The organism is Dyadobacter jejuensis, assembly GCF_003149085.1.
GTDB lineage: Bacteria > Bacteroidota > Bacteroidia > Cytophagales > Spirosomataceae > Dyadobacter > Dyadobacter jejuensis.
Genome location: NZ_QGDT01000002.1, coordinates 92,759 through 117,758 on the forward strand (window position 1 = coordinate 92,759; position 25,000 = coordinate 117,758).

The 25,000-nt window shown below is 45.5% G+C and carries 23 protein-coding genes; 12 read left to right on the top strand and 11 right to left on the bottom strand.

Annotated features, from left to right (window positions below; translation table 11 throughout):
• Nucleotides 1-66: 66 nt before the first annotated feature.
• From CLV98_RS04570 to CLV98_RS04600, 7 genes are all read right to left on the bottom strand, one after another.
• Nucleotides 67-1,371, bottom strand: coding sequence for an ABC transporter permease (locus CLV98_RS04570; protein ID WP_109673141.1), 1,305 nt, complete (start codon nt 1,369-1,371; stop codon nt 67-69).
• A 43-nt stretch (nt 1,372-1,414) separates the two neighbouring features.
• The gene (locus tag CLV98_RS04575) at nt 1,415-2,329 is read right to left on the bottom strand and encodes an ABC transporter ATP-binding protein (RefSeq protein WP_109673142.1); all 915 of its coding nucleotides are present in this window, start codon (nt 2,327-2,329) and stop codon (nt 1,415-1,417) included.
• Between the two features lie 207 nt (nt 2,330-2,536).
• Nucleotides 2,537-2,971 (bottom strand): hypothetical protein, encoded by a 435-nt coding sequence (locus CLV98_RS04580; protein ID WP_109673143.1) that lies wholly within the window; start codon nt 2,969-2,971, stop codon nt 2,537-2,539.
• 131 nt (nt 2,972-3,102) lie between these two features.
• Nucleotides 3,103-3,507: a hypothetical protein gene (locus CLV98_RS04585; RefSeq protein ID WP_109673144.1), complete on the bottom strand. Its 405-nt coding sequence runs from the start codon at nt 3,505-3,507 to the stop codon at nt 3,103-3,105.
• 71 nt (nt 3,508-3,578) lie between these two features.
• Nucleotides 3,579-4,805 (bottom strand): alanine dehydrogenase, encoded by a 1,227-nt coding sequence (locus tag CLV98_RS04590; protein ID WP_109673145.1) that lies wholly within the window; start codon nt 4,803-4,805, stop codon nt 3,579-3,581.
• 50 nt (nt 4,806-4,855) lie between these two features.
• Nucleotides 4,856-5,290: a tRNA (adenosine(37)-N6)-threonylcarbamoyltransferase complex ATPase subunit type 1 TsaE gene (gene tsaE, locus CLV98_RS04595; protein WP_109673146.1), complete on the bottom strand. Its 435-nt coding sequence runs from the start codon at nt 5,288-5,290 to the stop codon at nt 4,856-4,858.
• A 241-nt stretch (nt 5,291-5,531) separates the two neighbouring features.
• Entirely contained in the window at nt 5,532-6,833 is a 1,302-nt protein-coding gene (locus CLV98_RS04600; RefSeq protein ID WP_109673147.1) for a Gfo/Idh/MocA family protein, read from the bottom strand.
• 215 nt (nt 6,834-7,048) lie between these two features.
• Between CLV98_RS04600 and CLV98_RS04605 the strand changes: the two genes are divergently transcribed.
• Nucleotides 7,049-7,957 (top strand): sugar phosphate isomerase/epimerase family protein, encoded by a 909-nt coding sequence (locus tag CLV98_RS04605; RefSeq protein ID WP_229203211.1) that lies wholly within the window; start codon nt 7,049-7,051, stop codon nt 7,955-7,957.
• An 87-nt stretch (nt 7,958-8,044) separates the two neighbouring features.
• Here the strand turns inward: CLV98_RS04605 and CLV98_RS04610 are convergent, their stop codons facing one another.
• From CLV98_RS04610 to CLV98_RS04625, 4 genes are all read right to left on the bottom strand, one after another.
• Nucleotides 8,045-8,905: an alpha/beta hydrolase gene (locus CLV98_RS04610; protein WP_374755171.1), complete on the bottom strand. Its 861-nt coding sequence runs from the start codon at nt 8,903-8,905 to the stop codon at nt 8,045-8,047.
• Between the two features lie 187 nt (nt 8,906-9,092).
• Nucleotides 9,093-9,539: a thioredoxin family protein gene (locus CLV98_RS04615; RefSeq protein ID WP_109673150.1), complete on the bottom strand. Its 447-nt coding sequence runs from the start codon at nt 9,537-9,539 to the stop codon at nt 9,093-9,095.
• Nucleotides 9,539-10,141 carry a YceI family protein gene (locus CLV98_RS04620; RefSeq protein WP_229203212.1) on the bottom strand — a complete coding sequence of 201 codons (603 nt, stop codon included), beginning with the start codon at nt 10,139-10,141 and terminating at the stop codon, nt 9,539-9,541. Before CLV98_RS04620 ends, CLV98_RS04615 begins: the two co-directional genes overlap by 1 nt.
• A 76-nt stretch (nt 10,142-10,217) precedes the next feature.
• Nucleotides 10,218-10,766: an RNA polymerase sigma factor gene (locus CLV98_RS04625; protein ID WP_109673151.1), complete on the bottom strand. Its 549-nt coding sequence runs from the start codon at nt 10,764-10,766 to the stop codon at nt 10,218-10,220.
• A 243-nt stretch (nt 10,767-11,009) separates the two neighbouring features.
• Between CLV98_RS04625 and CLV98_RS04630 the strand changes: the two genes are divergently transcribed.
• The 11 genes from CLV98_RS04630 (at nt 11,010) to CLV98_RS04680 (ending at nt 24,975) form a co-directional block, all read left to right on the top strand.
• Nucleotides 11,010-12,047 (top strand): Gfo/Idh/MocA family oxidoreductase, encoded by a 1,038-nt coding sequence (locus CLV98_RS04630; protein ID WP_109673152.1) that lies wholly within the window; start codon nt 11,010-11,012, stop codon nt 12,045-12,047.
• 229 nt (nt 12,048-12,276) lie between these two features.
• Entirely contained in the window at nt 12,277-14,721 is a 2,445-nt protein-coding gene (locus tag CLV98_RS04635; RefSeq protein WP_109673153.1) for a heavy metal translocating P-type ATPase, read from the top strand.
• 88 nt (nt 14,722-14,809) lie between these two features.
• Entirely contained in the window at nt 14,810-14,956 is a 147-nt protein-coding gene (gene ccoS / locus CLV98_RS04640) for a cbb3-type cytochrome oxidase assembly protein CcoS (RefSeq protein ID WP_109673154.1), read from the top strand.
• 122 nt (nt 14,957-15,078) lie between these two features.
• Nucleotides 15,079-17,232 carry a cytochrome-c oxidase, cbb3-type subunit I gene (ccoN, locus tag CLV98_RS04645; RefSeq protein WP_109673155.1) on the top strand — a complete coding sequence of 718 codons (2,154 nt, stop codon included), beginning with the start codon at nt 15,079-15,081 and terminating at the stop codon, nt 17,230-17,232.
• Between the two features lie 91 nt (nt 17,233-17,323).
• On the top strand, nt 17,324-18,373 hold the full coding sequence (locus tag CLV98_RS04650) for a cbb3-type cytochrome c oxidase N-terminal domain-containing protein (protein ID WP_109673156.1): 1,050 nt from the start codon (nt 17,324-17,326) through the stop codon (nt 18,371-18,373).
• Nucleotides 18,374-18,380: 7 nt separating this feature from the next.
• Nucleotides 18,381-19,787, top strand: coding sequence for a cytochrome c oxidase accessory protein CcoG (ccoG, locus tag CLV98_RS04655; RefSeq protein ID WP_109673157.1), 1,407 nt, complete (start codon nt 18,381-18,383; stop codon nt 19,785-19,787).
• Between the two features lie 21 nt (nt 19,788-19,808).
• Complete coding sequence (locus CLV98_RS04660) at nt 19,809-20,264, top strand: FixH family protein (RefSeq protein ID WP_229203213.1); 456 nt, start codon at nt 19,809-19,811, stop codon at nt 20,262-20,264.
• A 37-nt stretch (nt 20,265-20,301) separates the two neighbouring features.
• Nucleotides 20,302-21,021 (top strand): sulfite exporter TauE/SafE family protein, encoded by a 720-nt coding sequence (locus tag CLV98_RS04665; RefSeq protein WP_229203214.1) that lies wholly within the window; start codon nt 20,302-20,304, stop codon nt 21,019-21,021.
• 85 nt (nt 21,022-21,106) lie between these two features.
• Nucleotides 21,107-22,471, top strand: a complete 1,365-nt coding sequence (gene hemN / locus CLV98_RS04670; protein WP_109673159.1) for an oxygen-independent coproporphyrinogen III oxidase — start codon at nt 21,107-21,109, stop codon at nt 22,469-22,471.
• Between the two features lie 167 nt (nt 22,472-22,638).
• Nucleotides 22,639-23,865 (top strand): PAS domain-containing sensor histidine kinase, encoded by a 1,227-nt coding sequence (locus CLV98_RS04675; protein ID WP_229203215.1) that lies wholly within the window; start codon nt 22,639-22,641, stop codon nt 23,863-23,865.
• A gap of 45 nt (nt 23,866-23,910) precedes the next feature.
• Complete coding sequence (locus tag CLV98_RS04680) at nt 23,911-24,975, top strand: response regulator (RefSeq protein WP_109673161.1); 1,065 nt, start codon at nt 23,911-23,913, stop codon at nt 24,973-24,975.
• Nucleotides 24,976-25,000 lie beyond the last annotated feature (25 nt).

The window sequence follows — 25,000 nt, forward strand, 5'->3', positions numbered from 1 at the left end:
ATGGCCTCCATTAAACGGCCTGCAGACTCCCTTTTTATTCCTCTTGCTCACACCACCAAATAACTACTACTTATAGAATACCCATTTGACCAATTCCTTATAGCTTACCTTTTTTCCGTACATGAGTATCCCCACCCGATAGATCCGTGAGGCTACCCAAATAGTCCCGACGAAGCCTAAAATGAGCAAGCCCATAGACAGTAAAATTTGCCATGTAGGGACACCAAAAGGAATCCGGACCATCATTACGATAGGCGAGGTAAAGGGAATCATGGAGGTCCAAAAGGCCAAAGCCCCATCAGGATCGCGGATGACAAATTGAGCGAAAATAAAAGAAAAAATAATGGGCATTGTAATGGGCATCATAAACTGCTGGGTGTCGGCATCGTTGTCGACAGCGGCTCCCACCGCACCGAACATGGCACTATACAGCAAATAGCCACCAATAAAGAAAAACAGAAAACAGCCAATAATTAAGGGTATGTTCAGGCTATTGACGGCATCGAGCACTTCCATAAGTGGATGTTGACTGGCTGCTGGAGCCTGGCTGGCCGCCCCAGCCTGGCCGTCCAACGTTTGAGTCAGCCCATCGAACCTGCTGGCCATCACGCCCGAAGTGGCGCTGGTGATACCCATCGTCAGCAATATCCAGAGGGTAAACTGGGTAAGCCCTACCAAGGCAACCCCTATTATTTTGCCCATCATCAAATGATACGGCTTTACCGACGAGATAATCACCTCCACAATCCGATTGGTTTTCTCCTCGGTGATTCCCCGCATCACCTGAGTACCATAGATGAGTACCGAAAGGTATATCAGAAATCCGCAGATCATGCCTATGGCCGTGGCGGCTCCAGAACTACTCGTTTTTTCCCCTTCGTCGCTCAGGCTAATGGTTTCGGATTGGACATTGACGCGAGAGTCCTCCAATATTTTATGGGTAATCCCCGCTTGTGACAACTTAATATCTTCGATCTGCTTTTCTATCGTCTTTTCTATGCTGGACTTAAGCTCCATGCTCACATTTTTGGCCGCATAAATGCGCACCCCTTTGGGGTCTTTTATCACATCTTTCGGGATATATACCAATGCATTGGCCTTACTTTCCCGAAACTGCATTTTGGCCTCATCAATACCGGAGTCCAGATGGTCAAAAACGAGGGTCTCCGTATTTTTGAATTCATTGGTAAACAAATGGCTCTCATCTACCACTTGTATGGTTTTGCTGTCCACCGACCCTACGGCCATCCAGATTACCAAAGCATAAAATCCGGCAAATAACAAGGGACCAAGTATGGTCATAATCAAAAAGGATTTCTTTTTGACCCGAACCAAGTATTCTCTTTTTATTACAAGAAATATATTGCGCATAAAGACTTAGATTGTGATGAAAAGTAAAGTTAAAGCCATGGCATTAGGCTTCGGGAACTTCATTGACGGCCCGCATAAATATTTCGCTCATGCTGGGGATATTCTCTCCGAATGAACGAATCTCCACCTGACTGATCAATTCGCGTAGAAGGTCATTCGACGACCGTCCAGCTGGTACATGAATGCTGGTCCGCGTGTAGCCATCCTCCAAAGGTATAGTCTGTCTTATATCCTCCTGGGGTATCATTCCGTTCAATTGTCCCTTGTACTCCACCGAAAAAGTATTGGTTTTAAATTGCTCCTTAAGCTTGGACTTAGGCCCATCCAGTACTTTTTTGGACTTGTGAATCAGTGCGATATTATCACAAAGCTCCTCTACGGTTTCCATCCTATGGGTAGAAAAAATAATGGTGCTACCCTTTTGGCGCAACTCCAGGATTTCGTCTCTAATCAAATTCGCATTGATAGGGTCGAACCCCGAAAAGGGCTCATCGAGTATAATCAGGTCGGGCTCGTGGAGGACTGTCGAAACGAACTGCACCTTTTGCTGCATTCCTTTCGACAGGTCGGCAATGGTTTTATCCCACCAACTCTTTATTTCAAATTTGACAAACCATCCCTTTAGCCTATCCATGGCCTGCTGTTTGGAAAGCCCCTTGAGCTGAGCCAAGTAAAGGAGCTGGTCGCCCACTTTCATCTTTCTATAGAGACCTCGCTCCTCTGGCAAATAACCAATCCGCGCTATATGCCCCTCATTGAGCAACTTACCGTCGAAGAATATTTGACCCTTATCGGGCCCGGTAATCTGATTAACAATGCGAATAAGCGAAGTCTTGCCCGCTCCATTAGGCCCTAATAAACCAAAAATACTACCTTTAGGAATTTCAATACTTACATCGTCCAAGGCTTTATGACTGGCATACTCCTTAGTAACATGCTGAATGTCAACTATATTCATATTTTCGATCTGGTTGTAGCCAAAAAATATACGGTTTTTCTATTGGCAGGCAATGTTTGTTAATTACTTCAAAGTTGCGAACTAACTCCTGAAATCCCAATGCTCGTAGGGACGATTGGTGAAATAAGCCTGACCAGCGGCCAAGAAAGCATAAAAAAGACGTCTGAGCCAATCCCAGACGTCCTACTTCCGATCGGTAGGGAAGTACTAAGCGTATTTTTCTCTGATTTGGAATAAAACCCAAAAACCTAGAGCTCCTCCAACAATAAAACTAAAGATATTAACCTGAAGCAAGCTACCTAGAAGACTCAGTAACATGGCGTAGTATAGGAGGTTCCAGCCTGCACGTTTGCGATTCCGGAGAGGATTGAAGGCCATCAGATAGAGGAGCATGGTGATGATACCGGTAATGATTCCTACATAAAAATGATACCCAATACCATAAGACATGCCTGCCATGCCAATAGCCGCTCCGCCTATCCCAAGGGCTCCCAGAAGACCAAATAGCCCTATTACTGTAAAAAACAACATGACATAAGGGCCATACTTCACCAGACCCTCTTTAACGTTCTCGGGAAAGGCGGGAAACTTTCCTAAAAAGATCTTTTCCAACTCATTTTCAAAGGGTAACTTAGATTCCATATGCTGTTCGGGGTTAGGTGATAAGTCAAAGCAATGTATTAAATAACCCTGTCATTATCAACCCTTCATGAGTAAGCATACCTTTTCCCTTATTCAGCGGTGTTCTTTACTGATTAACGACTTAGAGCGGGTTAATCTTCAGGATACGGTACAAATACAAAACCTGAGAACTCTCCAATCAGAGCAAACAGGCAGCAATACTCATCGGCATCCTTATAGTTTTCCTTAAAAAGCAATATGGACTCTTCTCCAATCAATTTGCGGTCCACAAATTCTTGCATGTAAGAGGCTTTAAAGGCATATCGGTTTTGCATTTCGCCCTTATCGACTAGCAACACACCCAAATCGGCCTCATTGGCGGTTAGGACGAAAACGGGGTTTTCAGAAAATCCACGTTTCCGAATCTGATACGACGCTTCCTTCAAGGTGTCCGAAACCTTAACAAAATCCTCGGATATAAGCCCCATGATTTGTTTGTTCAATTCCGGAGAATTTGCGTCATCCATCAGGGCATTTTCATTACTATTATTAATCATATTTCATCAATGGACAATGCTTAGATTGCCTCTTTATACTTTTTAAAAAAATAGACTCACTAAGGCCTTCACTACATACGAGCCGCCATCAGCAAGGTTAGGTCCTTATAGCGCATATTGAATCCTCTGGCAATATTGGAGTTGGTAAGCGTGCCTTTATGGCAATAGACTCCTTTCATAAACCATCTGTTGGCATATATCATCTCTTCAATCCCTCCGATAGTCCCCGTCCGGAGCAAAAATGGCAAAAACACATTGCTTAAGGCCGTGCTGGCGGTATAGGCTACTCGGGAGGGTATATTAGGGACACAATAATGAATAATATCGCTATATTTAAAGACGGGGTTATCGTGGGTGGTCATCCTTGAAGTTTCAAAAGACCCGCCTTGATCGATACTCACATCGATAACGACCGACCCTGGGCGCATCTGCTCGATCATTTCCTTGGTCACTACCATAGGACTCAGGCTATTTTCTGCCCGCATGGTACCAATCACCACATCGGCCTTGCTGATGGCCTCCGATAGGGTGTTGGTATCGATAATAGAGGTATATACATTTTGCCCTACGGCGTACTTAAGTCGCTGCAAGCGATATATTTGCTTATCGAACACTTTTACGTCTGCGCCTACACCTAGGGCGGCTCTAGTAGCAAACTCTGCGACGGTCCCTGCTCCCAGGATCACAATACTGGTAGGAGGCACACCGGTTATTCCTCCTAATATTACGCCTCGCCCTCCGTTAGAGTTGGATAAATACTCCGCTGCCACCAACAAAACGGCGCTGCCGGCTATCTCCCCCATCGCTCTAATAATAGGCTTCCCTCCTACCTTATCCTCTATAAGCTCATAGCCAATCCCGGTAATCTTGGACTGATTGAGCCGCTCAAAATATTGTTTCCCTAAAGAAGGCAAGTTCAAAGCGGATATCAAGGTGGACCCTGGCTTTATAAAAGCAAACTCCTCCTCTACCAACGGTTCCACCTTTAGGATAACGTTGGCTTGGTATACCTCTTTAGGGCTGTGAACGATCCGTGCACCCGCTTCGCTATACTCGTGGTCCGAAAGGTTAGCTCCTTTTCCGGCTCCACTTTCTACCCATACCTCATGCCCATCTCTAACCAACAAGCCTACGGCGTCCGGAGTAAGGGCAATACGGTTTTCCTGTAGGGATACCTCGCAAGGCAAGCCGATATGCAGGGAATGATGATTCCTCTTCACTTCCATCAGCGACTCCTTTGGATAAAGGGCCGACTGTTTCGCTAATTGTTCGAAACCAGAAATTTGCGGTTGTGCCATGTAGTTTGTTGAATATATTTAATTTCGTTTTAAGGAAAACAATTCGATCTCTAAACAGCGATCACCTTTACGCTCAAGACTCTATGACGATCTTGATCAAGATCCAGTTCCAACATCAAATACTTTTGGGGCCATAATGATTCTATCTTCGAGGGCCATTCAACGAAGCAATACCCGCCAGAATCGAAATATTCCTCCACCCCAATATCGAGTGCCTCCATTTCGTCCTCTAGTCTGTAAAAATCGAAATGATAAATCGTTTCTAAGCCCTTGTACTCATTGACCAAGGCAAAAGTTGGACTGGTGACCGTCTCGCTGACCCCTAACTTACGGCAAAGTGCTTGGATCAGGGTAGTTTTGCCCACTCCCATAGGCCCCTCAAACAGCCATATGGGAGTCCTTTTACCCCATTCTAGCAGTTGTTCAGCAACACCGTCCAACTCGCCTAAATCTTTAAATCGAAATATTGTCGAAGATTCGTTCATGACACAAAATTACCACATTTTAGGTACTCTTGGCATATTTGGTATTCCGATTTACAATCTTTATGGATAATTAAACCTTCGCAAAAGAGGGCTTGGTGGAAATCGTAAAGGTAAAAACACTCAGTGGTTCGTGTTGCAGCAGTAAGTCAGACGTTATAAGAAAACCGTGTTAGCTCCTAGAATTCTAGAAACTAACACGGCACTTGCTTTTCATTAGGAACTTTAAAGAAGTTAAGGACTATTAAGAATTTAGGATATCCCATTCAGGATCCATCTTACGACCCAATAACCTTGTCGCTTCCGGATCTTTTGCAATTATTTCTTGAAGAGGGTCCCAACGCAACGAACGTTTGAGCTTATAGGCAATATTACCTAGGTTACATATTGTAGCCGTACGATGTCCAGTCTCCACGTCGCAAATAGGCGGTTTACGGGTTTCGATGGCTTTTAGGAAATCCAAATAGTGATTTTGACTATCGTAGACGCCAAATGCACCACTTTCAAATTCTTTATTTTGCATGGTTTCCGGGGTAACCTTCAGCTTACCTCTACTAACCCATACCGTACCGTCGGACCCTATAAATTGACAGAAATTAGAACCACTCATAGGCTGATGGACCATTTCTACCCCGTTGGCATATTTATATACCAGTCCCTGGTCAGGCTCCGAATACACTACTTCTACGGGTCCACTGCTATCCATATCCAACCCCCATTGGGCAATATCGAACATATGTGCTCCCCAATCGGTCATACCCCCACCTCCAAATTCGTCATAATCCCTCCATTTGGGCCAAAAATCAGCGTCTAAAGGGGGAGCCACCACATGGTTGAAAGGCCTTTTATTTACATTGGGCCCCACCCACGCATTCCAATCTAAGCCATCTACAAGAGGCTCAGAAGTCAAGTCCCAAGCCTTTGGAGGCCCACCTACGTTGACAACCACCTTCTGTACCTTCCCAATAACGCCACTTCGCACCAACTGTACGGCCTGTCTGAATTCCTGAGCTGAGCGCTGCATGCTGCCAGTCTGAAATACCCGGTTATTTTTTCGAGTGGCATCCACCATGGCCCTTCCTTCTTTCACGGTCAGAGAAAGGGGTTTCTCGCAATAAATATCCTTTCCTGCATTGGCAGCTAACACGGCCATACTGCCATGCCAGTGGTCAGGAGAAGCGATCACTACGGCGTCAATATCTTTTCTAGCCAATAGCTCCCTAAAGTCAGAATAGCCTGTCACCGATTTGTACGACCCTTTATTATTTTTTTCGGCATACCACTGATCGGTAGCTTCGAGAAAATGTTTTTGTTTGGACGCATAGGCATCTGAAGCCGCTACGATTTGTACTTTTCCTGTGTTGAGAAAGGGCGTACGTAGTCCATTCCCTTTTCTTCCACAACCAATAAAACCTAAGGTATGCCTATCACTCGGAGCAGTATACCCCTTGCCCAACACATGGCGTGGAACAATACTAAAGGCTGCCAGTACGGCTCCCGCCTTCAAAAACTCTCTTCGTTTCAAATGATCTAATTCCTTCGTCATGAGTAAATTGCTATTTTAATTAAAAAAGATATTCCTCCTGCTTTCTACTACTATCCTACCTGATTACAACAAGGACAATAATCAGTATTTTATGGACATCTTTTGCTTTATTTATTTATAATGGCCTGTAGTACCCCATCGAAAACCCCATTTATAGATCTTTAATTCAAAGCATTATGCCCCAAACACCGTCAAGAAGGACATTTATTAAAAACATGGCTTTAGCGGGCACCGTAGTGCCATTTTTAACCCCTGAAGCCTTCGCCACCCAAAAACCATTGGCGATGCCCCCGGTACATATTTTTTCGAAACACTTGCAGTTTCTTAATTACCAAGATATGGCCGAAGCCGCCAAGGAAATCGGTTTTGATGGCATTGACCTCACCATCCGTCCGAAGGGTCATGTGGAACCCGAACGAGTGGAGGACGACCTGCCCAAAGCCGTAGAAGCCATGAAAAAGGTTGGTTTTCAGCCTTCACTTTTCTGTACGGCCGTAGAGAATGCCAACGATCCCATCGATAGCAAGTTATTGAAAACCGCCTCTGAACAAGGATTTAAATTCTATCGAATGAACTGGTTTCGGTATCAGGGACAGAAGACAATCCCTGAGTTTCTGGACGAATATCGCGACAAAATAGCAGGTCTTAGCCAGCTCAACAAGGAGCTTAAGCTGGTGGGTTGCTACCAAAACCATGCAGGGCGCTGGTGTGGCGCCACTATGTTTGAGATCTGGGAAATCCTAAAAAAGGCTAATTTACAACATATGGGAGCCCAATACGACCTACGACATGCTACTGTAGAGGGCGGGCTTTCCTGGCAAACCGGCTTGGAGCTCATTAAGCCTCATATTAAAACCATAGTGGTTAAAGATACGATTTGGGAGCAAAAAGAAGGAAAAATGGTGGCCAATAATGTCCCTTTAGGCCAAGGAATGGCCGATTTCGACACTTATTTCAAGATACTTAAAAAAAGCAATATTCAGGTACCCATCAGCCTGCACTTAGAGTACCCGCTCGGCGGAGCCAATCATGGCGCTACAAAGATAACTGTCGACAAAAAAGTAGTTTTCGATGCCATGCGCCGCGACCTTCAGAAAACGAAGGAACTTTGGGAGAAGGCTTAGGATATTTCGGTGGCGGAAGCTGTACACACTTCCGCCACCAAAGCTAGTAGGCTAGTCGGAATGCCTAGCGATAGCCGAGCGTCGGTATCAATATTGGTGAAAACCTTCGGACACAAAGGCCAACACATGTGGCAAAGCTCGGCGCCAATAGGACCATGAATGTCCCCCGTCATGTATCCGAAACTCATGAGGAATTTCCTTTTTACGCATCGCGATATGAACGAGGCTATTGCCTTCGTAAAGGAAATCGTCGTCCCCGCAGTCGATATACCAACGCACCGCTTTCTTCTGGTCGTCGGGCATGTTTTCTACAAGGGGTAAGGCACTATGGGTTTTATAATAAGCAGCCACCTGCTCATCCGAAATGGTGGTATTGGGCCCTTGCAGTCTTTTTTTGGCATCTTCTACGGTAATAGGACCAATATAGGCGCTCAATGGGCAAGCAGAAGAGAATAGGTCAGGCCGGTGTAAGGCATACATAAAGCTACCACCCCCTCCCATGGACAGGCCTGCCACGGCACGATACCTTTTTTCAGATTTTACCCTATACTTTTTCTCTACGTAGGGCATAAGCTCCGTAAAGAAAAAATCTTCATAGGGAAAGTCCCCCTTAACATCATTAAAATAACCCCTTCGCTCGGTATTGGCATCGGGCATGACGATGATCATTGGGGTAGCACTCCCGTCCCTAATGGCCTCGTCGGCAAGGCGAAGGACTTCCCCAAACTGGATCCAACCCGTTTGGTCGTCACCAGCTCCATGCAGCAAATAAAGGATTGGATAGCTACGCTCCGAAGTTTCATAATCTGGAGGGAGATAAATGGCATATTTCCTTTCTGCTTTCAAGAGTTTGCTAGGGAGCGTAAGACTATCATAAACCTTGCCCGACTGAGCCACTGCAGGAAAACCTAGCAGGACAGCCACCATAGCGAATAAAAAGTTTTTCATTTTCATACGGATTAGGATTAAAAACCGAACCTACGGCAGGATCCTCCCATGCCGCTGTCCACCGTTTTATAAGTCGCAAAGATACCTATTATACCCCTTGTTGGTAGGGACAAATATAAAAAAGCAGTCGATCGTCCACCAATTGTCTATCGACTGCCTCAGCGACTTATTACCTAACGGGGAAGGACTAGTCCATTTGCAGTTCTTCTCCTAGCTTTAGTAGCTCACCAGCATTCAAATATCCCGAATGCCGCTTCACCACATTGCCGTCTCCATCCACAAACAATACGGTAGGATATGAGTTGACTCCATAAAAATTAGCGGCGACAGCACCCTCATTCACTTCGGCATTCAGCGCCACATTTACAAAGTGTTTATTGAAATAGTTGCCCACATCCGAATCGGAAAAAGTATACTTTTTTAGCTTTTTACATGGGCCACACCAAGTGGCATAAACATCTAAAAACACCAATTTGTTTTCCTGTTTGGCTTTCGCTAGGGCATTCACCCATTTATCGTTTTGAAATTGGATCCCCTCTTCGGAGTTCTGCTGAAAATCTACTTGAGGATTATTGTAGTAATAAACTCCGGCTATGACGCCCCCCCACAGGAGATAAGACCAAACTTTTTTCATTATTTTTTCCTGTTAAGCTCCATATTAATATCGATGGTAACCTCATCTCCTACGACGGCCGTAGCGGCCCAGCTACCTACTCCTACGCCATAGTCGGTTCTATTTAGTTTAGTATCCATCGCAACGCCCATAATAATGGTATTTTTCATCATGGGATGTTCCATTTCTCCCAGCAGTTTGAATGGTAGCGACACATTTTTAGTCACGTCTCTGATCGTTAGCTGGCCTTTCACTACATATTCGGAAGCACTTATCTTTTCGAATCCAGTAGATTTGAAACTAATGTTTGGATATTTTTTTACGTTAAAAAAGTCGTCGGATTGTAAATGCTTATCACGCTTGGCATCGTCGGTATTTACGCTAGCCACCGGTATGGTAAAAGAGGCGCTACTCGCCTGGAGGTTGTTAGGGTCAAAATTAATGGAACCTTCGAAGCTGGTAAACTTGCCCGTAACGGCCGAAAAGAAATGGTTGACCGAAAAGTTTACAGAAGTATGCGCTTTGTCGACTTTCCAGGCCGTAGCCGACTGGGCGAGTGTCATGGAAGTAGTAAAGGCTACAAAGCCAATCATCAATGCGATTTTTTTGAATGTTGAATTCATCTTCAATTAAGTTTAAGTTTGAACTTGATATCACTTAATACCAAAACATCAAAAAAATCACCCAAGCACGAAAAATTTATTTTTTTTCATCCTCTTCCTTAACCCGAATGATCTGCTTCATGCACTTGTGTTTTTGGTTTTGGGCGTTATGCTTCGAGCTATACCCATAGTCAGATTGAATTTGCTCGATGGATTTGTTTTTAAAGAACATATCTTGCATTAACCTGCTACAATGATCGGTAATCTTGGTAAGATAATACTGTAAACGCTCCGTATACGATCTTTCATTTTCGATGGACCGATCGATTCCAGCAGCAAAGAGGCTATAATTGGCTTCGTCCAGCTCCCCCATTTCTGGCACATCACGAAGTTTTTTTAACCATAAGTGTTTCGCTATGGCCATCACATAAGTTTTGATAGAGGCCGTCAGGTTGAAATGCTCCTGACGTAGCTTTTCGACCAACACCAGCATAGTGTCTTGAAATAAATCCTCTGCATCTGCCGATGTTCCGTTATTATGTATAACAAATCGCTCGACCGTCCCGAAATAATCCCGATATAAATCGCCAAATGCATGATTCATCTCCCCTTTCAGATCCTTGAGTACTGTACTACTTGCCGACATGGAATGATATGGTATTTGATAATACGATGATACAAAAATAATAACTAAACCTATTAAGCTTGTCAATAATGATGATCAACCTACTCTGGATCAAACTAAAATTAAAGGTGCTTGTCATGGAGAAAAGTCAAAAAATCAGTCTTGATGGTGGGCACCACAAGGATCTACTTTGAGATTGCTGGCGAAAACTCTTTTCATTATTTATCTTTACTGAACATTAAAAATTGATCTTTCCATACCATTATGACCAATAAAGTTTTAAACGTAGGGCTTGTAGCCTTTGGGCTTTCGGGCCGGTATTTCCATGCCCCCTTCCTCAGCACCAACCCCAATTTCAAGTTAAAAACGGTAGTTGAAAGGAGCAAAAATGAAGCTCAGGAGTTTGACTCTAGCATCGAAAATGCCCGTTCTATAGATGAGCTTCTGGCCGATGATTCCATTGACCTGGTATTTATCTGTACCCCCAACGACACCCATTTTCAATATGCCATGGACTGCCTAGAAAATGGCAAGCATGTGGTTATAGAGAAGCCCTTCGCCGCCACCGAAGCCGAAGCCCGCCAACTTATTGCCAAAGCCGAGGAGAAAGGACTCATCCTTACCGCCTATCAGAATAGACGCTGGGATTCGGATTTCCTTACGATCAAAAAGCTGATCGACGAAGATCGAATCGGCCAGGTGATCGAGTTTGAATGCCGCTACGACCGCTTTAGGACGGTAGTACCCACCGAGTCGTGGAAAGAGAAGAAAGTACCCGTTGGCGGAAATCTATATAACCTTGGCCCCCACCTGATCGATCAGGCCTTGGTATTATTTGGAGAACCTATCACCGTTTCGGCCGAAATCCGTAATGTGCGCCCTAACAGTGAGATCGATGACTATTTCGATATCAGACTGGGATATGCCGACAAACTCGTAATCGTAAAGTCGAGCCTAATGGTTTACGATAACTTCTTGCGCTACAGTATTCATGGCACCAAGGGGTCGTTTGTAAAGGGCGGCTTAGACCCTCAGGAAGAGACCCTTCGCCAGAATATTCTGCCTACCGCCCGGCCATGGGGGGTAGAACCTGAAGACCGCTGGGGTAAGCTTTCTAGCGACGAATATACCGGAATCATCGAAAGCGAAGCGGGTGACTACGCTCAGTTTTACCAGAACGTGTACGACGCCATAGCCAACCAGGCCGAGCTGCTCGTAAAACCATCGGAAATACTTCGCACCACCCGGGTTATCGACTTAGCCATGCAAAGCAGCGAGACCAACCAAACTTTAAAATATTAATAAAAGCAGGACGTATAACCGAAAAAAGAGCAATCCCCTTATTTTGGGAATTGCTCTTTTTTTTTGTTCTCCTTTCCAGGTCTAAGGCCACGAATAGGACATTTTAAAAACTGACGAATGTCATAAATGGTGATAGGTATAGTCATCTTTTAAGACCCTGCAATGCAACACCTTTGTAACCAACGGAGGGCCCAAAGGGGCGCTCCTTCCAGTATCAAAGTGAGGCGATATGCAAACCCAAGAACCCATCATCATTGAGCAAGATCAGGAAATAGGCACCTGCTACCACTGTGGAGAAGGCCTTACCGACGATATTATTAACTTTGATCATCATTCCTTTTGCTGCCAAGGTTGCTCTACAGTCTACGAAATATTAAAAGAAAACGACCTTTGCCGTTATTATAGTCTAGATGGCCCGCAGGGAATATCACCAGACCAGAACGACTACAAGGAAAAATTCGATTATCTGGACCTCCCTGAGGTATCTGAAAAAGTCCTAGAATTCACCGACGGACAGAGAGGAATTGTAAACTGGTACATTCCAAAGATGCATTGTAGTTCCTGCATCTGGCTACTAGAACAGCTTCACAGGCTACACCCAGGCATCCGTAGTTCGGTGGTCGATTTCCCTGAGAAAAAAGCGCGCATCACTTTCGACCAACAACAGCTAAAGCTCAGCGAGCTGGCGAGGCTCATATCGAGCATCGGCTACGAGCCTTATTTGAGTTTGGAAGACCTAGAAGGTACCAAGCCTTCTAAATGGAACCGTACGCGCCTCTACAAAATAGGTATTTCGGGCTTCGCATTTGGAAATATCATGATGATGAGCTTCCCCGAATACTTTCATATGGGAGCCCAAGGAGCCGATCAGGAACTGATGAACTTGTTCAGTATCATCAATGTAATACTTAGTATTCCGGTGTTTTTCTATTGTGCTTCAGACTTCTTCACCTCGGCCTATGGGGCGCTTAAGGCACGGCACCTGAATATAGACGCCCCAATAGCCTTGGCCTTGGCCAGTGTATATGCCAATAGTCTCTATCAAGTGGCCACAAGCACCGGCTCAGGATATTTCGACTCATTGGCAGGAGCCGTGTTCTTTATGCTTTTGGGACGCTACTTCCAGGACAAAACTTATGCAGGAATATCCTTTGACCGCGATTATAAATCTTATTTCCCTATAGCCATCACCGTGGTAGAGGGCACCCAAGAGAGGAAAATACCGGTAGGCGACCTTAAAACCGGCCATGTGATGCGTATTCGGAACGAGGAGTTAATACCCGCCGACTCTATTTTAAAAAGTGCTGCTGCACGTATCAATTACAGCTTCGTGTCAGGAGAGGCCGAGCCTGTAGGCCGACTCAAAAATGACACGGTATATGCCGGAGGAAAACAAATGGGGCCCGCCATAGAGCTGGAAGTGCTGCGACCGGTATCGCAAGGGTATCTCACCCAACTTTGGAACAACGACAGCTTTACTCGGAAGAAAGAGGATCAACAACAAACTTTATCTGCACGGATCAACCGTTATTTTTCAGCCGCCGTGCTAACCTTGGCAGTAGGCACCTTTGCCATATGGGCGCTGGTATTAAAAGACACCACGACGGCTTTTAACGCCTTCACGACCCTTCTGCTCGTGGCCTGTCCCTGTGCCTTGCTGCTGTCATCCACTTTTACCAATGGTAACCTATTGGCCATTTTTGGTAAAAATAAGTTTTATCCCAAAAACGCTCATGCCCTCGAGCGCCTGGCCAGTATCGACAGCATTGTATTTGATAAGACGGGCACCATTACCCTTGCCAACGAATCGGAAGTACGGTACCAAGGCCGAGACCTTAACCAACAAGAGTGGGTCGCTATTAAGACCCTGGCGCGGCAGTCGTCGCACCCCTTGAGCCGAATGCTCGTCAAAAGCTTGAAGGACATCATTATTAGCAAAAGGGAACTTCTGGACTATCAGGAGGTCAGCGGAGCCGGTATTAGCGCCAAGTATGGCAGCCAATTGGTAAAGCTCGGTTCGGCGAGCTGGGTGGGTACTGCCGAAAGCAGCCAAGCCGCAAACCGATCGGTAGTATATGTCAGCATTGATGGCCAAACGGTGGGGCATTTTATATTCCAAAGCAAATACCGCCCTGAGCTAGAACTTGCCCTACAAAACCTACAAGCTGACGGTTTTGGCACTTACTTACTTTCCGGCGACAAACCCACCGACCGCCCATATTTAAGCGGACTTTTCGGAAAGGGTTCCCCCTTATATTTCGAACAAAAGCCGATCGACAAATTACGGTTTATAGCCGATCTACAAGCGGATGGTCACCGGGTGTTAATGCTTGGAGACGGGCTCAACGATGCAGGAGCATTAAGCCAAAGTGAGGTTGGAATAGCCGTGTCCGACGACATCAACAACTTCTCTCCTTCCTGCGACGCCATCCTTGAGGGCCCTCAGCTCACCAAGCTCCCAGGGTATATTAGGTTGGCCAAGGCCGGACAGCAGATCATCAAGGCCAGCTTCGTGATATCGCTCTTATACAACGCTATAGGAATAGCCTTTGCCATGATGGGCCAGCTGAGCCCGGTCATTGCGGCGATTCTGATGCCTATTAGCTCCATTACCGTGGTGGGCTTCACTACCATGGCCAGTAATATAGCGGCTCGTCGTTGTCTCAAAAACTGACCAAGGTCAGGTTTTACCAACAGTACAATCATATTTGTTCAGCGCTGGCTGAAGTAGTTTTGAACCATAGAAAATAAACAATATCGTTATGAGCGCTTTATACATACTTATCCTTGTCAGCCTGGTAGTTGCCTTAGGTTTCCTGGGTGCCTTTATTTGGTCGGTCCGGAAGGGTCATTTCGATGACGACTATACCCCGGCCATTCGAATACTGCTCGATGAGGATGAAAAGTAACGACACTTCGCAACAAACGATACACTTCACAACAAACTAATTTTTATTCATCCAGGGTCCGGAGTCCGGTAACCTCTGCCTAAAAACTCAAAATTTATTCACCATTTTTATTTACTTTTTTTATGTCTAACGTCCCTAACCCCAAACTAGCATCGATTGAGATGGACGAGTTTCAGTACGACAACCGGCTCGTACGCGACTTTGCCATTGCCACGATTCTTTTTGGACTCATTGGCATGTTGGTAGGACTCTTGGCTGCTTTTCAGCTGGTCTTTCCAAACCTCAACATGGACCTTCCTTACACCACCTTTAGTAGAATACGGCCCTTGCACACCAATGCGGTTATTTTTGCTTTTGTAGGTAATGGATTCTTTACTGGCCTTTACTATTCTGTGCCAAGGGTATTACGAACCCCGCTTTGGAGCCCTACCCTTGGAAAGTTTCATTTCTGGGGGTGGCAACTCATCATTCTTGGGGCAGCCATCAGCCTACCGATGGGCTTTACCTCTTCCAAAGAATATGCAGAGCTGGAATGGCCCTTCGACATTGCCATAGCGGTAGTGTGGGTATCTGCCCTTGTCAATATCATCATGACGACCCTCAACAGAAGAGTGGAGCATATCTATGCGGCCGTGTGGTTTTATATCGCCTCTTTCGTTACGGTGGCTATGCTTCACGTAGTCAATAACATTGAAATTCCGATCTCCTTTATGAAGAGTTACCCGGTATATGCCGGTGTACAGGACGCCTTGGTGCAATGGTGGTATGGACATAATGCGGTAGCATTCTTCCTGACGACCCCCTATCTGGGCCTCATGTATTATTTTCTTCCTAAGGCAGCCAATCGCCCCATATACTCCTACCGCCTATCTATTGTCCATTTCTGGGCATTGATATTCTTATACATTTGGGCGGGACCTCACCATTTGTTGTACACTGCCTTACCCGAGTGGGCTCAAACCCTTGGAACCGTTTTCTCGATCATGCTCCTGGCTCCATCGTGGGGTGGTATGATGAACGGACTGATGACCCTACGCGGTGCATGGGACAAAGTACGTGAAGATGTAGTGTTAAAATTTATGGTTGTGGCCATTACGGCATACGGTATGGCCACTTTCGAAGGGCCTATGCTCTCTCTTAAAAACGTTAATGCCATAGCACACTATACCGACTGGATCGTCGCCCACGTACACGTAGGTGCTCTAGGATGGAATGGTTTCCTTACTTTTGGTATTCTCTACTGGTTGTTTCCAAAACTTTACAACCGCCCATTATACTCTGCTAAAGCCGCCAATTTCCATTTCTGGATCGGTACTCTAGGGATTCTTTTCTATACCATACCCATGTACTGGGCAGGATGGGTACAAAGTAGTATGTGGCAGGAGTTCACCCAAGAAGGCCTACTGAAGTATCCTAACTTTTTGGAGACCGTAACGCAGCTAGCTCCCTTGTACTTTATGCGCAGCGTGGGCGGTACCTTATACCTGGTAGGCTTTGTAGTGATGATCTATAACCTCTGGATGACTGCCGCTAAGGGTAGCTTCATTGCGACAGAAAAAGCCAAAGCCATGCCGTTGAGAGCCATCTGGCATGCCAATAAAAACGAGTACTGGCACCGTCGTCTTTTGGAACGCAAGCCACTAGCCCTTACCATATTCTCTTTAATAGCCGTGGCTATCGGCGGGATGATCGAGATGATACCCACTTTCTTGGTAGAATCTAATATCCCTACCATCACTAGCGTAAAGCCGTATACTCCTTTGGAACTTCAAGGACGTGACATTTATGTAAGAGAAGGTTGCTACGTTTGCCATACGCAGATGATCCGCCCCTTCAGGGCCGAAATAGAGCGATACGGGGAGTATTCTAAATCAGGAGAGTTTGTTTATGACTTCCCGCACCAGTGGGGCTCTAAACGTACCGGTCCCGATATTCAGCGCTTGGGAGGTAAATATTCCGATGCATGGCATTATAACCATATGGAAGACCCTACCAGTATGTCGCCGGGCTCCATTATGCCCCGCTATGGCTGGCTCCTAGAAGATGATTTGGATACTACCACCACTGGCATCAAGATCCGTACCATGCAAAAACTGGGAGTACCATACGAAAAAGACTATGATAAATTAGCCAACGACGACTTGCACAAGCAGGCCTTAGCTATCCAGGAAAGTCTAAAACAAAATGGTATTAAAACCAGCGAAAACAAGGAGATTATCGCCTTGATCGCTTATCTGCAACGACTAGGAACGGATATCAAAACAGACAAGAAATAATATAGGGCGGGCTATTGACCCATCTTAACGGAGACCGTCAATAGCCCTTCCATAAAGCTCAGTGCTATTCAAATCATTAATACTGCTTAACATGAAATTCCGAAACTATCTCGAAACAATAGCAGGCATAGAAGTCTACCCCCTCATATCTCTGGTGATCTTCTTCGTTTTCTTCTTAGGTCTGCTTTATTACGTTTTTACGATGGACAAAAAGAGCCTCGATAAAATGAAAAATATCCCCTTCGATCACCCAGCTGCCAAATCAATACTTTCCTTCTTTATGGTGTTTATAGGGACCACTGCCGCTATGGCCCAAGAGACCGAAGACCTTAAAAGAGCGATGTCGGGTACCGATTTCTTACTCTATGTCGTACTAGGTATACTCTTTTTCATCACGATAATGGTGATGATCGTCCTGTACAACGCACTCACCGTTCTAAGTCAGATCAGAAATAAAGGTATGGCGGAGGGAGCATCTAAATCCCTATTTAGCACTTCCTGGTGGAACAACTTTACCGGAATTGGCGTGGCACTTTCCGACGAGGACAAAATTTTGATCAAAGATCATGACTATGACGGTATTCACGAATTAGACAACCGCATGCCACCTTGGTTACAATCCCTTTTTATATTGACCATCATATTTGCCATTATCTACTCCGCCTATTATTTTGGAGGATTTGGTGACATGCAGATTGCAGAACTAGAAAAAGAAGTAGCTCAGGCAGAAATAGAGAAAAAAGCGTATATCGAAAAAGTAGGTGCGAGTATGGACGAAAATTCCGTGACGCTACTTTCTGCCGATGACCCTGGCCTCGAAGGAGGGAAAACCATTTTTACCGAAAAATGTGCGGCATGTCATGCGGTAGATGGGGGCGGTGGTGTAGGCCCTAACCTTACCGACGCCTACTGGCTGCACGGAGCAGGAATCAAGAATATTTTTACTGTCATAAAGTACGGTGTTCCCGAAAAAGGTATGATCTCATGGGAAAAACAACTCAGCCCTACCGACATACAAAAAGTAGCTAGTTACATCGTAACGATTGCCGGCACCAAGCCTGCCAACCCCAAAGAACCTCAAGGCGAACTCCTAGAAGAAAATGGTGCGACACTAGCCGATAGCACCGTCGCCCAGAATTAATAAAGCCATGAAAGAGAAGCATATCATTGAGAATCCCGACGCCTTCAGAGACCAGTTTAATGCGGTGGCTGAAGATGGAAAAAGAAACTGGTTCTACCCTCAAAAGCCAAGTGGAAAGTGGCATAACCGCAGGGCCTGGTTCACGGTACTCATACTGACGGTGCTGTTTGTACTCCCTTTTATTAAGCTCAATGATCAGCCGTTGGTATTGCTCAATGTAATAGAACGTAAGTTTATCATTTTTGGCTTGTTTATTGGGCCTCAGGACTACTGGCTTTTTGGCCTCACCATGCTCTCTTTCATGCTTTTCATTGTCCTTTTTACGACCATATTCGGCCGGCTGTGGTGTGGATGGGCCTGCCCACAAACGGTATTTATGGAAATGGTGTTCCGCAAAATCGAATATGCTATTGAAGGGGATGCCGGAAAACAGAAATTATTAAATAAGGCCCCTTGGACAGCATCCAAAATAGGAAAGAAAGGCCTGAAGTATTCTATATTTCTCGCCATTTCGTTTATGATCGCTAATCTACTCCTGTCGTATGTACTTGGCGTAGACGAACTATCGCGCATCATTCATGAACCCATAGCCGACCATATTTCCCTGTTTGCTGGGATCGTCATTTTTACCCTTATCTTCTATTTCAATTTTGCTTGGCTACGCGACCAGGCCTGCACGGTGGTATGCCCATATGGCCGTTTACAGGGAGTATTGATGGATCGGAATTCCATAATCGTAGCCTATGATTATAAGCGAGGAGAACCCAGGAAAAAGCTACATAAAGGGCAGGATCGCACGGCTGGCGATTGTATTTCTTGCCATCAGTGTGTGAGTGTATGCCCTACTGGCATCGACATCCGCAACGGCACTCAAATGGAGTGCGTAAACTGCACGGCTTGTATCGATGCCTGCGACAATATTATGGACAAGGTGGGTTTTGACCGCGGGCTCATTCGCTATACCTCCGAAAATGCGATTACTCAGAAAAACAAGAAGCTCATTACACCTCGGGTAATCGGCTATATGGTGGTGCTCGTCTTGTTATGGTCGGTATTAGGCTATACACTCGCCTCTCGGGCCGACACCCAGACTACCTTATTCAGGGCACCTGGCACGCAGTATATTGAAAACAACGATGCGACCATCAGCAACTTGTACACTTTTAAGATCTTTAACAAAACGAACCATGCCATCACTCCAACCATCAAAATCGATGTGCCAGGAGCCCGGCTGCAGTTTGCGGGAAATCCTGATTTGAGCTTACCCCCTACCGGAATGGCAGAAGGAACCGTATTTATTATTGTCCCAAAGGAGGCCCTTCAAGCACGAAAGTCGAAGCTCGCACTCTCTGTTTACGAAGGAAAGCGAAAGCTGGAATCATTTGAAACCACCTTTATGGCTCCTCAGGAGTAACGTTTATAAAATTTTAAAAACATGAAAACTATCAAAATAAACTGGGGTGCTGGCATAGCCGGACTGTACTTAGGCTTCGTAGCCATGATTGTACTACTGGTGGTGATGAGTACACGACAGAAAATCGACCTGGTTACCGACCAATATTACAGTCAGGAGCTCAAGTTCCAGTCTAAGCTCGACAAAATAAAGGCTGCCTCCGCTTTGGCTAATCCCGTCAGTTGGGAGATTACCCCCAATGATATCGCCATTCATTACCCTACCGATTTGGACGAATCGAGGCTTTCTGGCACCATCCATTTTTATTGTCCTTCCGACGACACCAAAGATCGTCGCTTCGATATAAAACCGAGCAATCACCAACAGACCATCCCTATCGCAATGGTTCCACAGGGGCGCTATAAAATAGAAATTGATTGGAAACACGGAAAATCGGCCTATTGGAACGAAGGCGCCTTGGTAATAGCCAAACGCTGATTCCCGGTCCGATATCTCCACTTCATTTGCTCTAAATATGAATAGCCCACTACCATTCTTGGCCATTTCTATGGGCTTGCTCAGTAGCTTTCATTGCCTGGGCATGTGTGGTCCTATTGCCCTGGCCCTCCCCATACATGGCCAGTCTCAGCGTCGCCAATTGCTGGGACTCTTCAGCTATAACTTCGGAAGGGCACTCCTATATGCCTGCCTGGGTGCCCTTACCGGCACCTTGGCATCCGCGCTTTCCTGGATCGGTATCTTCAGATATTTATCTATTACTGCGGGTATCCTAATGGTCGCCTATGTGCTTTGGTCTACCCGGTTCCAGGCCTCATTGCCCACTCCAGCTCCTATACAAAAATTACTCTCGATCCTAAAAAAGGCGATGGGCAGTATGCTACAGCGCAAAAACCCTATGGCATGGTTCCTACTCGGTAGCCTCAACGGCCTCGTGCCTTGCGGGCTCGTTTACCTCGCCCTAATGTCCTCGATGGCCACCGGAGGGCCATTGGAAGGGGCCACATTTATGTTACTATTCGGTATTGGCACTATGCCGATGATGTTGGCCGTTGGCTTTTTTAAAGGCCTCATTGGGCCCAGTCTGCGTACTCGAATGCGGAGGCTCGTACCCGTTATGCTGACCATCGCAGGCATATGGCTGATTGCCCGTGGAGTATTGATACAATACCCTGCCTCAAAGAACGTTACCCTCCCTATTTGCCATAGCCCGGCTACTACCCTCGAAGAAAAGTAAGGATTAAAACTGATCGACATCATGTTTTTACGCTCCAGAGCTTCCTAGTTTTGAATTCATATTCAATCACCAATCCGAAGCAACTATGGACAAGGATCTGCTCTTCAAATATAACATCCCCGGACCCCGTTATACCAGCTATCCAACGGTCCCATACTGGCAGAAAGACGCCCCTACCCAAAGTCGGTGGGAGGAAACGGTATGGGACGCCTATAAAATATCAAACCAAAAGGAAGGCATAAGCCTATACATTCACCTTCCTTACTGCGAAAGTCTGTGCACGTATTGTGGCTGTAACACCCGTATCACGATCAATCATGCCGTGGAGGAACAGTACATCAGGACGCTACTCAAAGAGTGGAGCCTTTATAAGCGTATTTTCGAAGACGAACGTCCTATTATCAAGGAAATCCATTTGGGAGGAGGTACCCCTACCTTCTTTAGCCCCAAAAACCTGACCCTGCTTATCACCAGCTTACTGGCCGACTGCGACGTACATCCACAGGCACAGTTTAGCTTTGAGGCACATCCTGGCAACACCACCGACGAGCACCTTACAGCACTTTATCAGGTGGGCTTTCGACGGATTAGCATCGGGGTTCAAGATTTTAACCCTGCCGTGCTAGCGGTAATTAACCGCCACCAGACTTTTGAACAAGTAAAACACCTGACTGAAAAGTCTCGAGAAATTGGCTATACTTCAGTGAATTATGACGTAATATACGGACTACCCTTGCAAAAAAGCTGCTACATCATGGAAACCATGATGAAAGTGGTACAGCTGAAGCCTGACCGAATCGCTTATTATAGCTATGCGCATGTGCCGTGGATAAAACCCGGACAGCGCCGCTATACCGAAGCCGACTTACCAGATCCAGATAAAAAAATGGCACTCTACGAGACCGGAAAAAATGCTTTAGAACTAGCAGGTTACAAGGATATTGGTATGGACCATTTTGCTTTAGAGAAGGACTCGCTCTACCAAGCGAGTATAAACGGTAATTTACACCGCAATTTTATGGGATATACCGATGCCCATACCCAGCTCTTGATTGGCCTGGGAGCCTCCTCTATCAGTGATACCTGGTGGGGATTTGCCCAGAATGAGAAAAAGATTGAAGACTATACCCAAAGAGTCAATAATGGGAAACTCCCAATTTTTAAAGGACACCTACTTACAAAGGAGGATTTGATCCTAAGGAAGCATATTCTGAACCTGATGACCCGTTTCGAAACTACCTGGCAGGATCCTAAGGATACTTGCGACGAACTCTACGAAGGTTTGCAACGACTCGAAGAAATGCAGGACGATGGCCTGGTGGAGATCACACCCTATAAATTGCAGATTACCGAAGCTGGTAGATCTTTCATTAGAAACGCTTGCATGGCCCTCGATGCCAGGCTACGGGCCGATAGCCGCAAATCGGAGCTATTTAGCAAAACGATTTAAGGAAAGAAAGCGAGCTAAGTAAGGATGCTTTCGTCACTGACTATGAAGTGATCCAGTAAAGGGCAACTTCTCCTACCCGGGCCTCTTGATATTTAATATTTGTTCCCTTCAACTATGTGAACTAACTTGGTATGTTAGAATTAAAATCATTAAAACATACAATAACAATGACTCGGCATATCGAAATGCTGGACGCATTATTCAAATACGCAACGGAAGGGATTGTGGTCGTGAATAAAGAAGGCGTCATTGTAAAACTTAATCCCAAGGCCGTAAAACTATTCGGCTACACGGAACAAGAACTTACGGGCAAAAAAATAGAAGTACTCATACCACAACGTCATGCTGTCGACCATCAAAAACACCGGGCCAAATATTTCAATGCTCCCAGAGCTCGTGGTATGGGAGGCCTTCTCGATCTCTTTGCCAAAAGAAAGGATGGTAGTGAGTTTCCTGTAGAAGTAAGCCTTAGTCCTTTTAAGACCAGTGAAGGTGATTTTGTAGTAAGTTTTATCATAGATATAACAGACCGTAAAACTCAGGAGTCACTGATAGCCCAGGCCAATCAGCAAATAACCAAACTGAATGAAGAGTTGGAAGATCGTGTACAACGTAGGACCCAAGAACTGGCTTTGGCTATCAAAAAGGTGGAACAGTCGCAGGAGGAAGTGATGCGGGCACTCAAAAAAGAACGGGAACTCAACAATATGAAGAGCCAGTTCGTTACCATAGCCTCTCATGAATTCCGCACTCCACTGGCCACTATTTTGTCTTCAGCCTCACTGATAGGGCGTTATCAAACATCTGAAGAGGAAGACAAACGTAAAAAACACGTTCTTAGAATAAAATCGGCGGTGACCAATCTTACAGAAATCCTCAATGACTTTCTGTCTCTGGGGAAGCTGGAAGAGGGTCAAGTGAAGGTCGTCTATGTAGAAACCGACTTGCCTCAATACTTTGGTGGCCTCATTGAAGAAATTAAGGGGCTGTGTAAAAAAGGGCAAAAAATTCACTTTTTACATACTGGCATTGATGCCGTTTGGCTCGACAAGCAGTTGCTGAAGAATATTATTATCAATCTATTATCCAATTCCATCAAGTACTCCGAACCCGACACCAACATCCAATTGCATGTAGAAGCCACCGAAGAGCGGATCCAAATCACCCTGCAGGACGAGGGAATAGGAATCCCTGATGTGGATAAGGACCATATCTTCGATCGGTTTTATAGGGCCAAAAATGCTGGAAATGCGCAAGGTACGGGCCTAGGCCTCAATATTGTGCACCATTATGTGGAGCTTCTGGGCGGAAGCATATCCTTTACCAGTGAAATGGGTGTGGGTACCCGATTCGAGGTGATTATTCCCAATCATCAAGCTGACCATGAAGCTTAATGCATCAACGACTATTCTGACTCATTACAAACGTACCATCCAAAAGTGGAAACAAAAAAAATACTATTAATTGAAGATAATCCAGAAATGCGCGAAAACACAGCCGAAATTCTGGAGCTAGCCAATTATACCGTCCTCACCGCCACCAATGGCAAAGAGGGCGTTCAAATGGCCCAAGAATCGTCACCTGATCTCATTATTTGTGACATTATGATGCCCGAATTGGATGGCTATGGGGTGTTACACCTGCTGGGGAAAGACGATACCACCACCGGGATTCCGTTTGTATTCCTAACGGCCAAGGTCGAAAAAGACGATTATCGCAAAGGAATGACTATGGGAGCCGACGATTATCTGACCAAACCCTACGACGATATAGAACTGCTCAATGCCGTGGAAATGAGGCTACAAAAGAGTGAAAGGCTCAAGAAAAAATTCGAAAGAACCGCCGATGGGCTCGACGAATTTATACAGGAAGCCAAATCTTTGGACCTTATTGCCAAACTTGCAGAAGGTAAAAAAGTAAAAACGCTCAAGAAAAAAGAAACGATCTACACGGAAGGCAGCTTCCCTTCCAACATCTTTTTCCTTCAAAAAGGAAAGGTCAAGGCATATAAGTCCAACGATTATGGCAAGGAGTTTATAACCGACCTATATAAGGAAGGAGATTTTTTTGGATACCTTGACTTGCTCCAAGGAAACCCTTATCAAGAAACCGCCATTACCTTCGAAAACACCGAAGTAGCCATTATTCCTAAGGAAGATTTTTTTAATCTGCTTCAAGGAAATCGGGATGTAGCAACCAAGTTTATCAAGATGCTCTCCAATGAGATTAAAGATCGAGAAGAACGTCTCCTCCAGCTGGCCTACAATTCGGTTCGTAAACGGGTGGCTCAGGCACTCGTCGTGCTCGTTCAAAGATACCAAGACGATAAAAACAAATTATTCTCCATTTCCATTACCCGCGAGGACATTGCGGCTATGGCTGGTACCGCCACCGAAACGGTAATTAGGACCTTATCCGACTTTAAAGAAGAGAAACTTGTGGATATGAAAGGAAGCTTAATCACCGTACTGGAATATGACAAGCTCCTGAGACTTCGAAACTGAGGCCCCTATCATTGGGGGCCTTAGG

What these genes read in the sequence shown, in the direction of transcription:
- CLV98_RS04650 (WP_109673156.1), top strand. Translation starts at nt 17,324, where the DNA reads ATGAAATTCCGAAACTATCTCGAAACAATAGCAGGCATAGAAGTCTAC.
- CLV98_RS04575 (WP_109673142.1), bottom strand. Translation starts at nt 2,329, where the DNA reads ATGAATATAGTTGACATTCAGCATGTTACTAAGGAGTATGCCAGTCAT.
- ccoN (WP_109673155.1), top strand. Translation starts at nt 15,079, where the DNA reads ATGTCTAACGTCCCTAACCCCAAACTAGCATCGATTGAGATGGACGAG.
- hemN (WP_109673159.1), top strand. Translation starts at nt 21,107, where the DNA reads ATGGACAAGGATCTGCTCTTCAAATATAACATCCCCGGACCCCGTTAT.
- CLV98_RS04610 (WP_374755171.1), bottom strand. Translation starts at nt 8,905, where the DNA reads ATGAAAAACTTTTTATTCGCTATGGTGGCTGTCCTGCTAGGTTTTCCT.
- tsaE (WP_109673146.1), bottom strand. Translation starts at nt 5,290, where the DNA reads ATGAACGAATCTTCGACAATATTTCGATTTAAAGATTTAGGCGAGTTG.
- ccoG (WP_109673157.1), top strand. Translation starts at nt 18,381, where the DNA reads ATGAAAGAGAAGCATATCATTGAGAATCCCGACGCCTTCAGAGACCAG.
- CLV98_RS04630 (WP_109673152.1), top strand. Translation starts at nt 11,010, where the DNA reads ATGACCAATAAAGTTTTAAACGTAGGGCTTGTAGCCTTTGGGCTTTCG.
- CLV98_RS04605 (WP_229203211.1), top strand. Translation starts at nt 7,049, where the DNA reads ATGGCTTTAGCGGGCACCGTAGTGCCATTTTTAACCCCTGAAGCCTTC.
- CLV98_RS04675 (WP_229203215.1), top strand. Translation starts at nt 22,639, where the DNA reads ATGACTCGGCATATCGAAATGCTGGACGCATTATTCAAATACGCAACG.
- CLV98_RS04580 (WP_109673143.1), bottom strand. Translation starts at nt 2,971, where the DNA reads ATGGAATCTAAGTTACCCTTTGAAAATGAGTTGGAAAAGATCTTTTTA.
- CLV98_RS04625 (WP_109673151.1), bottom strand. Translation starts at nt 10,766, where the DNA reads ATGTCGGCAAGTAGTACAGTACTCAAGGATCTGAAAGGGGAGATGAAT.
- CLV98_RS04615 (WP_109673150.1), bottom strand. Translation starts at nt 9,539, where the DNA reads ATGAAAAAAGTTTGGTCTTATCTCCTGTGGGGGGGCGTCATAGCCGGA.
- CLV98_RS04600 (WP_109673147.1), bottom strand. Translation starts at nt 6,833, where the DNA reads ATGACGAAGGAATTAGATCATTTGAAACGAAGAGAGTTTTTGAAGGCG.
- CLV98_RS04635 (WP_109673153.1), top strand. Translation starts at nt 12,277, where the DNA reads ATGCAAACCCAAGAACCCATCATCATTGAGCAAGATCAGGAAATAGGC.
- CLV98_RS04620 (WP_229203212.1), bottom strand. Translation starts at nt 10,141, where the DNA reads ATGAATTCAACATTCAAAAAAATCGCATTGATGATTGGCTTTGTAGCC.
- ccoS (WP_109673154.1), top strand. Translation starts at nt 14,810, where the DNA reads ATGAGCGCTTTATACATACTTATCCTTGTCAGCCTGGTAGTTGCCTTA.
- CLV98_RS04570 (WP_109673141.1), bottom strand. Translation starts at nt 1,371, where the DNA reads ATGCGCAATATATTTCTTGTAATAAAAAGAGAATACTTGGTTCGGGTC.
- CLV98_RS04665 (WP_229203214.1), top strand. Translation starts at nt 20,302, where the DNA reads ATGAATAGCCCACTACCATTCTTGGCCATTTCTATGGGCTTGCTCAGT.
- CLV98_RS04585 (WP_109673144.1), bottom strand. Translation starts at nt 3,507, where the DNA reads ATGATTAATAATAGTAATGAAAATGCCCTGATGGATGACGCAAATTCT.
- CLV98_RS04590 (WP_109673145.1), bottom strand. Translation starts at nt 4,805, where the DNA reads ATGGCACAACCGCAAATTTCTGGTTTCGAACAATTAGCGAAACAGTCG.
- CLV98_RS04660 (WP_229203213.1), top strand. Translation starts at nt 19,809, where the DNA reads ATGAAAACTATCAAAATAAACTGGGGTGCTGGCATAGCCGGACTGTAC.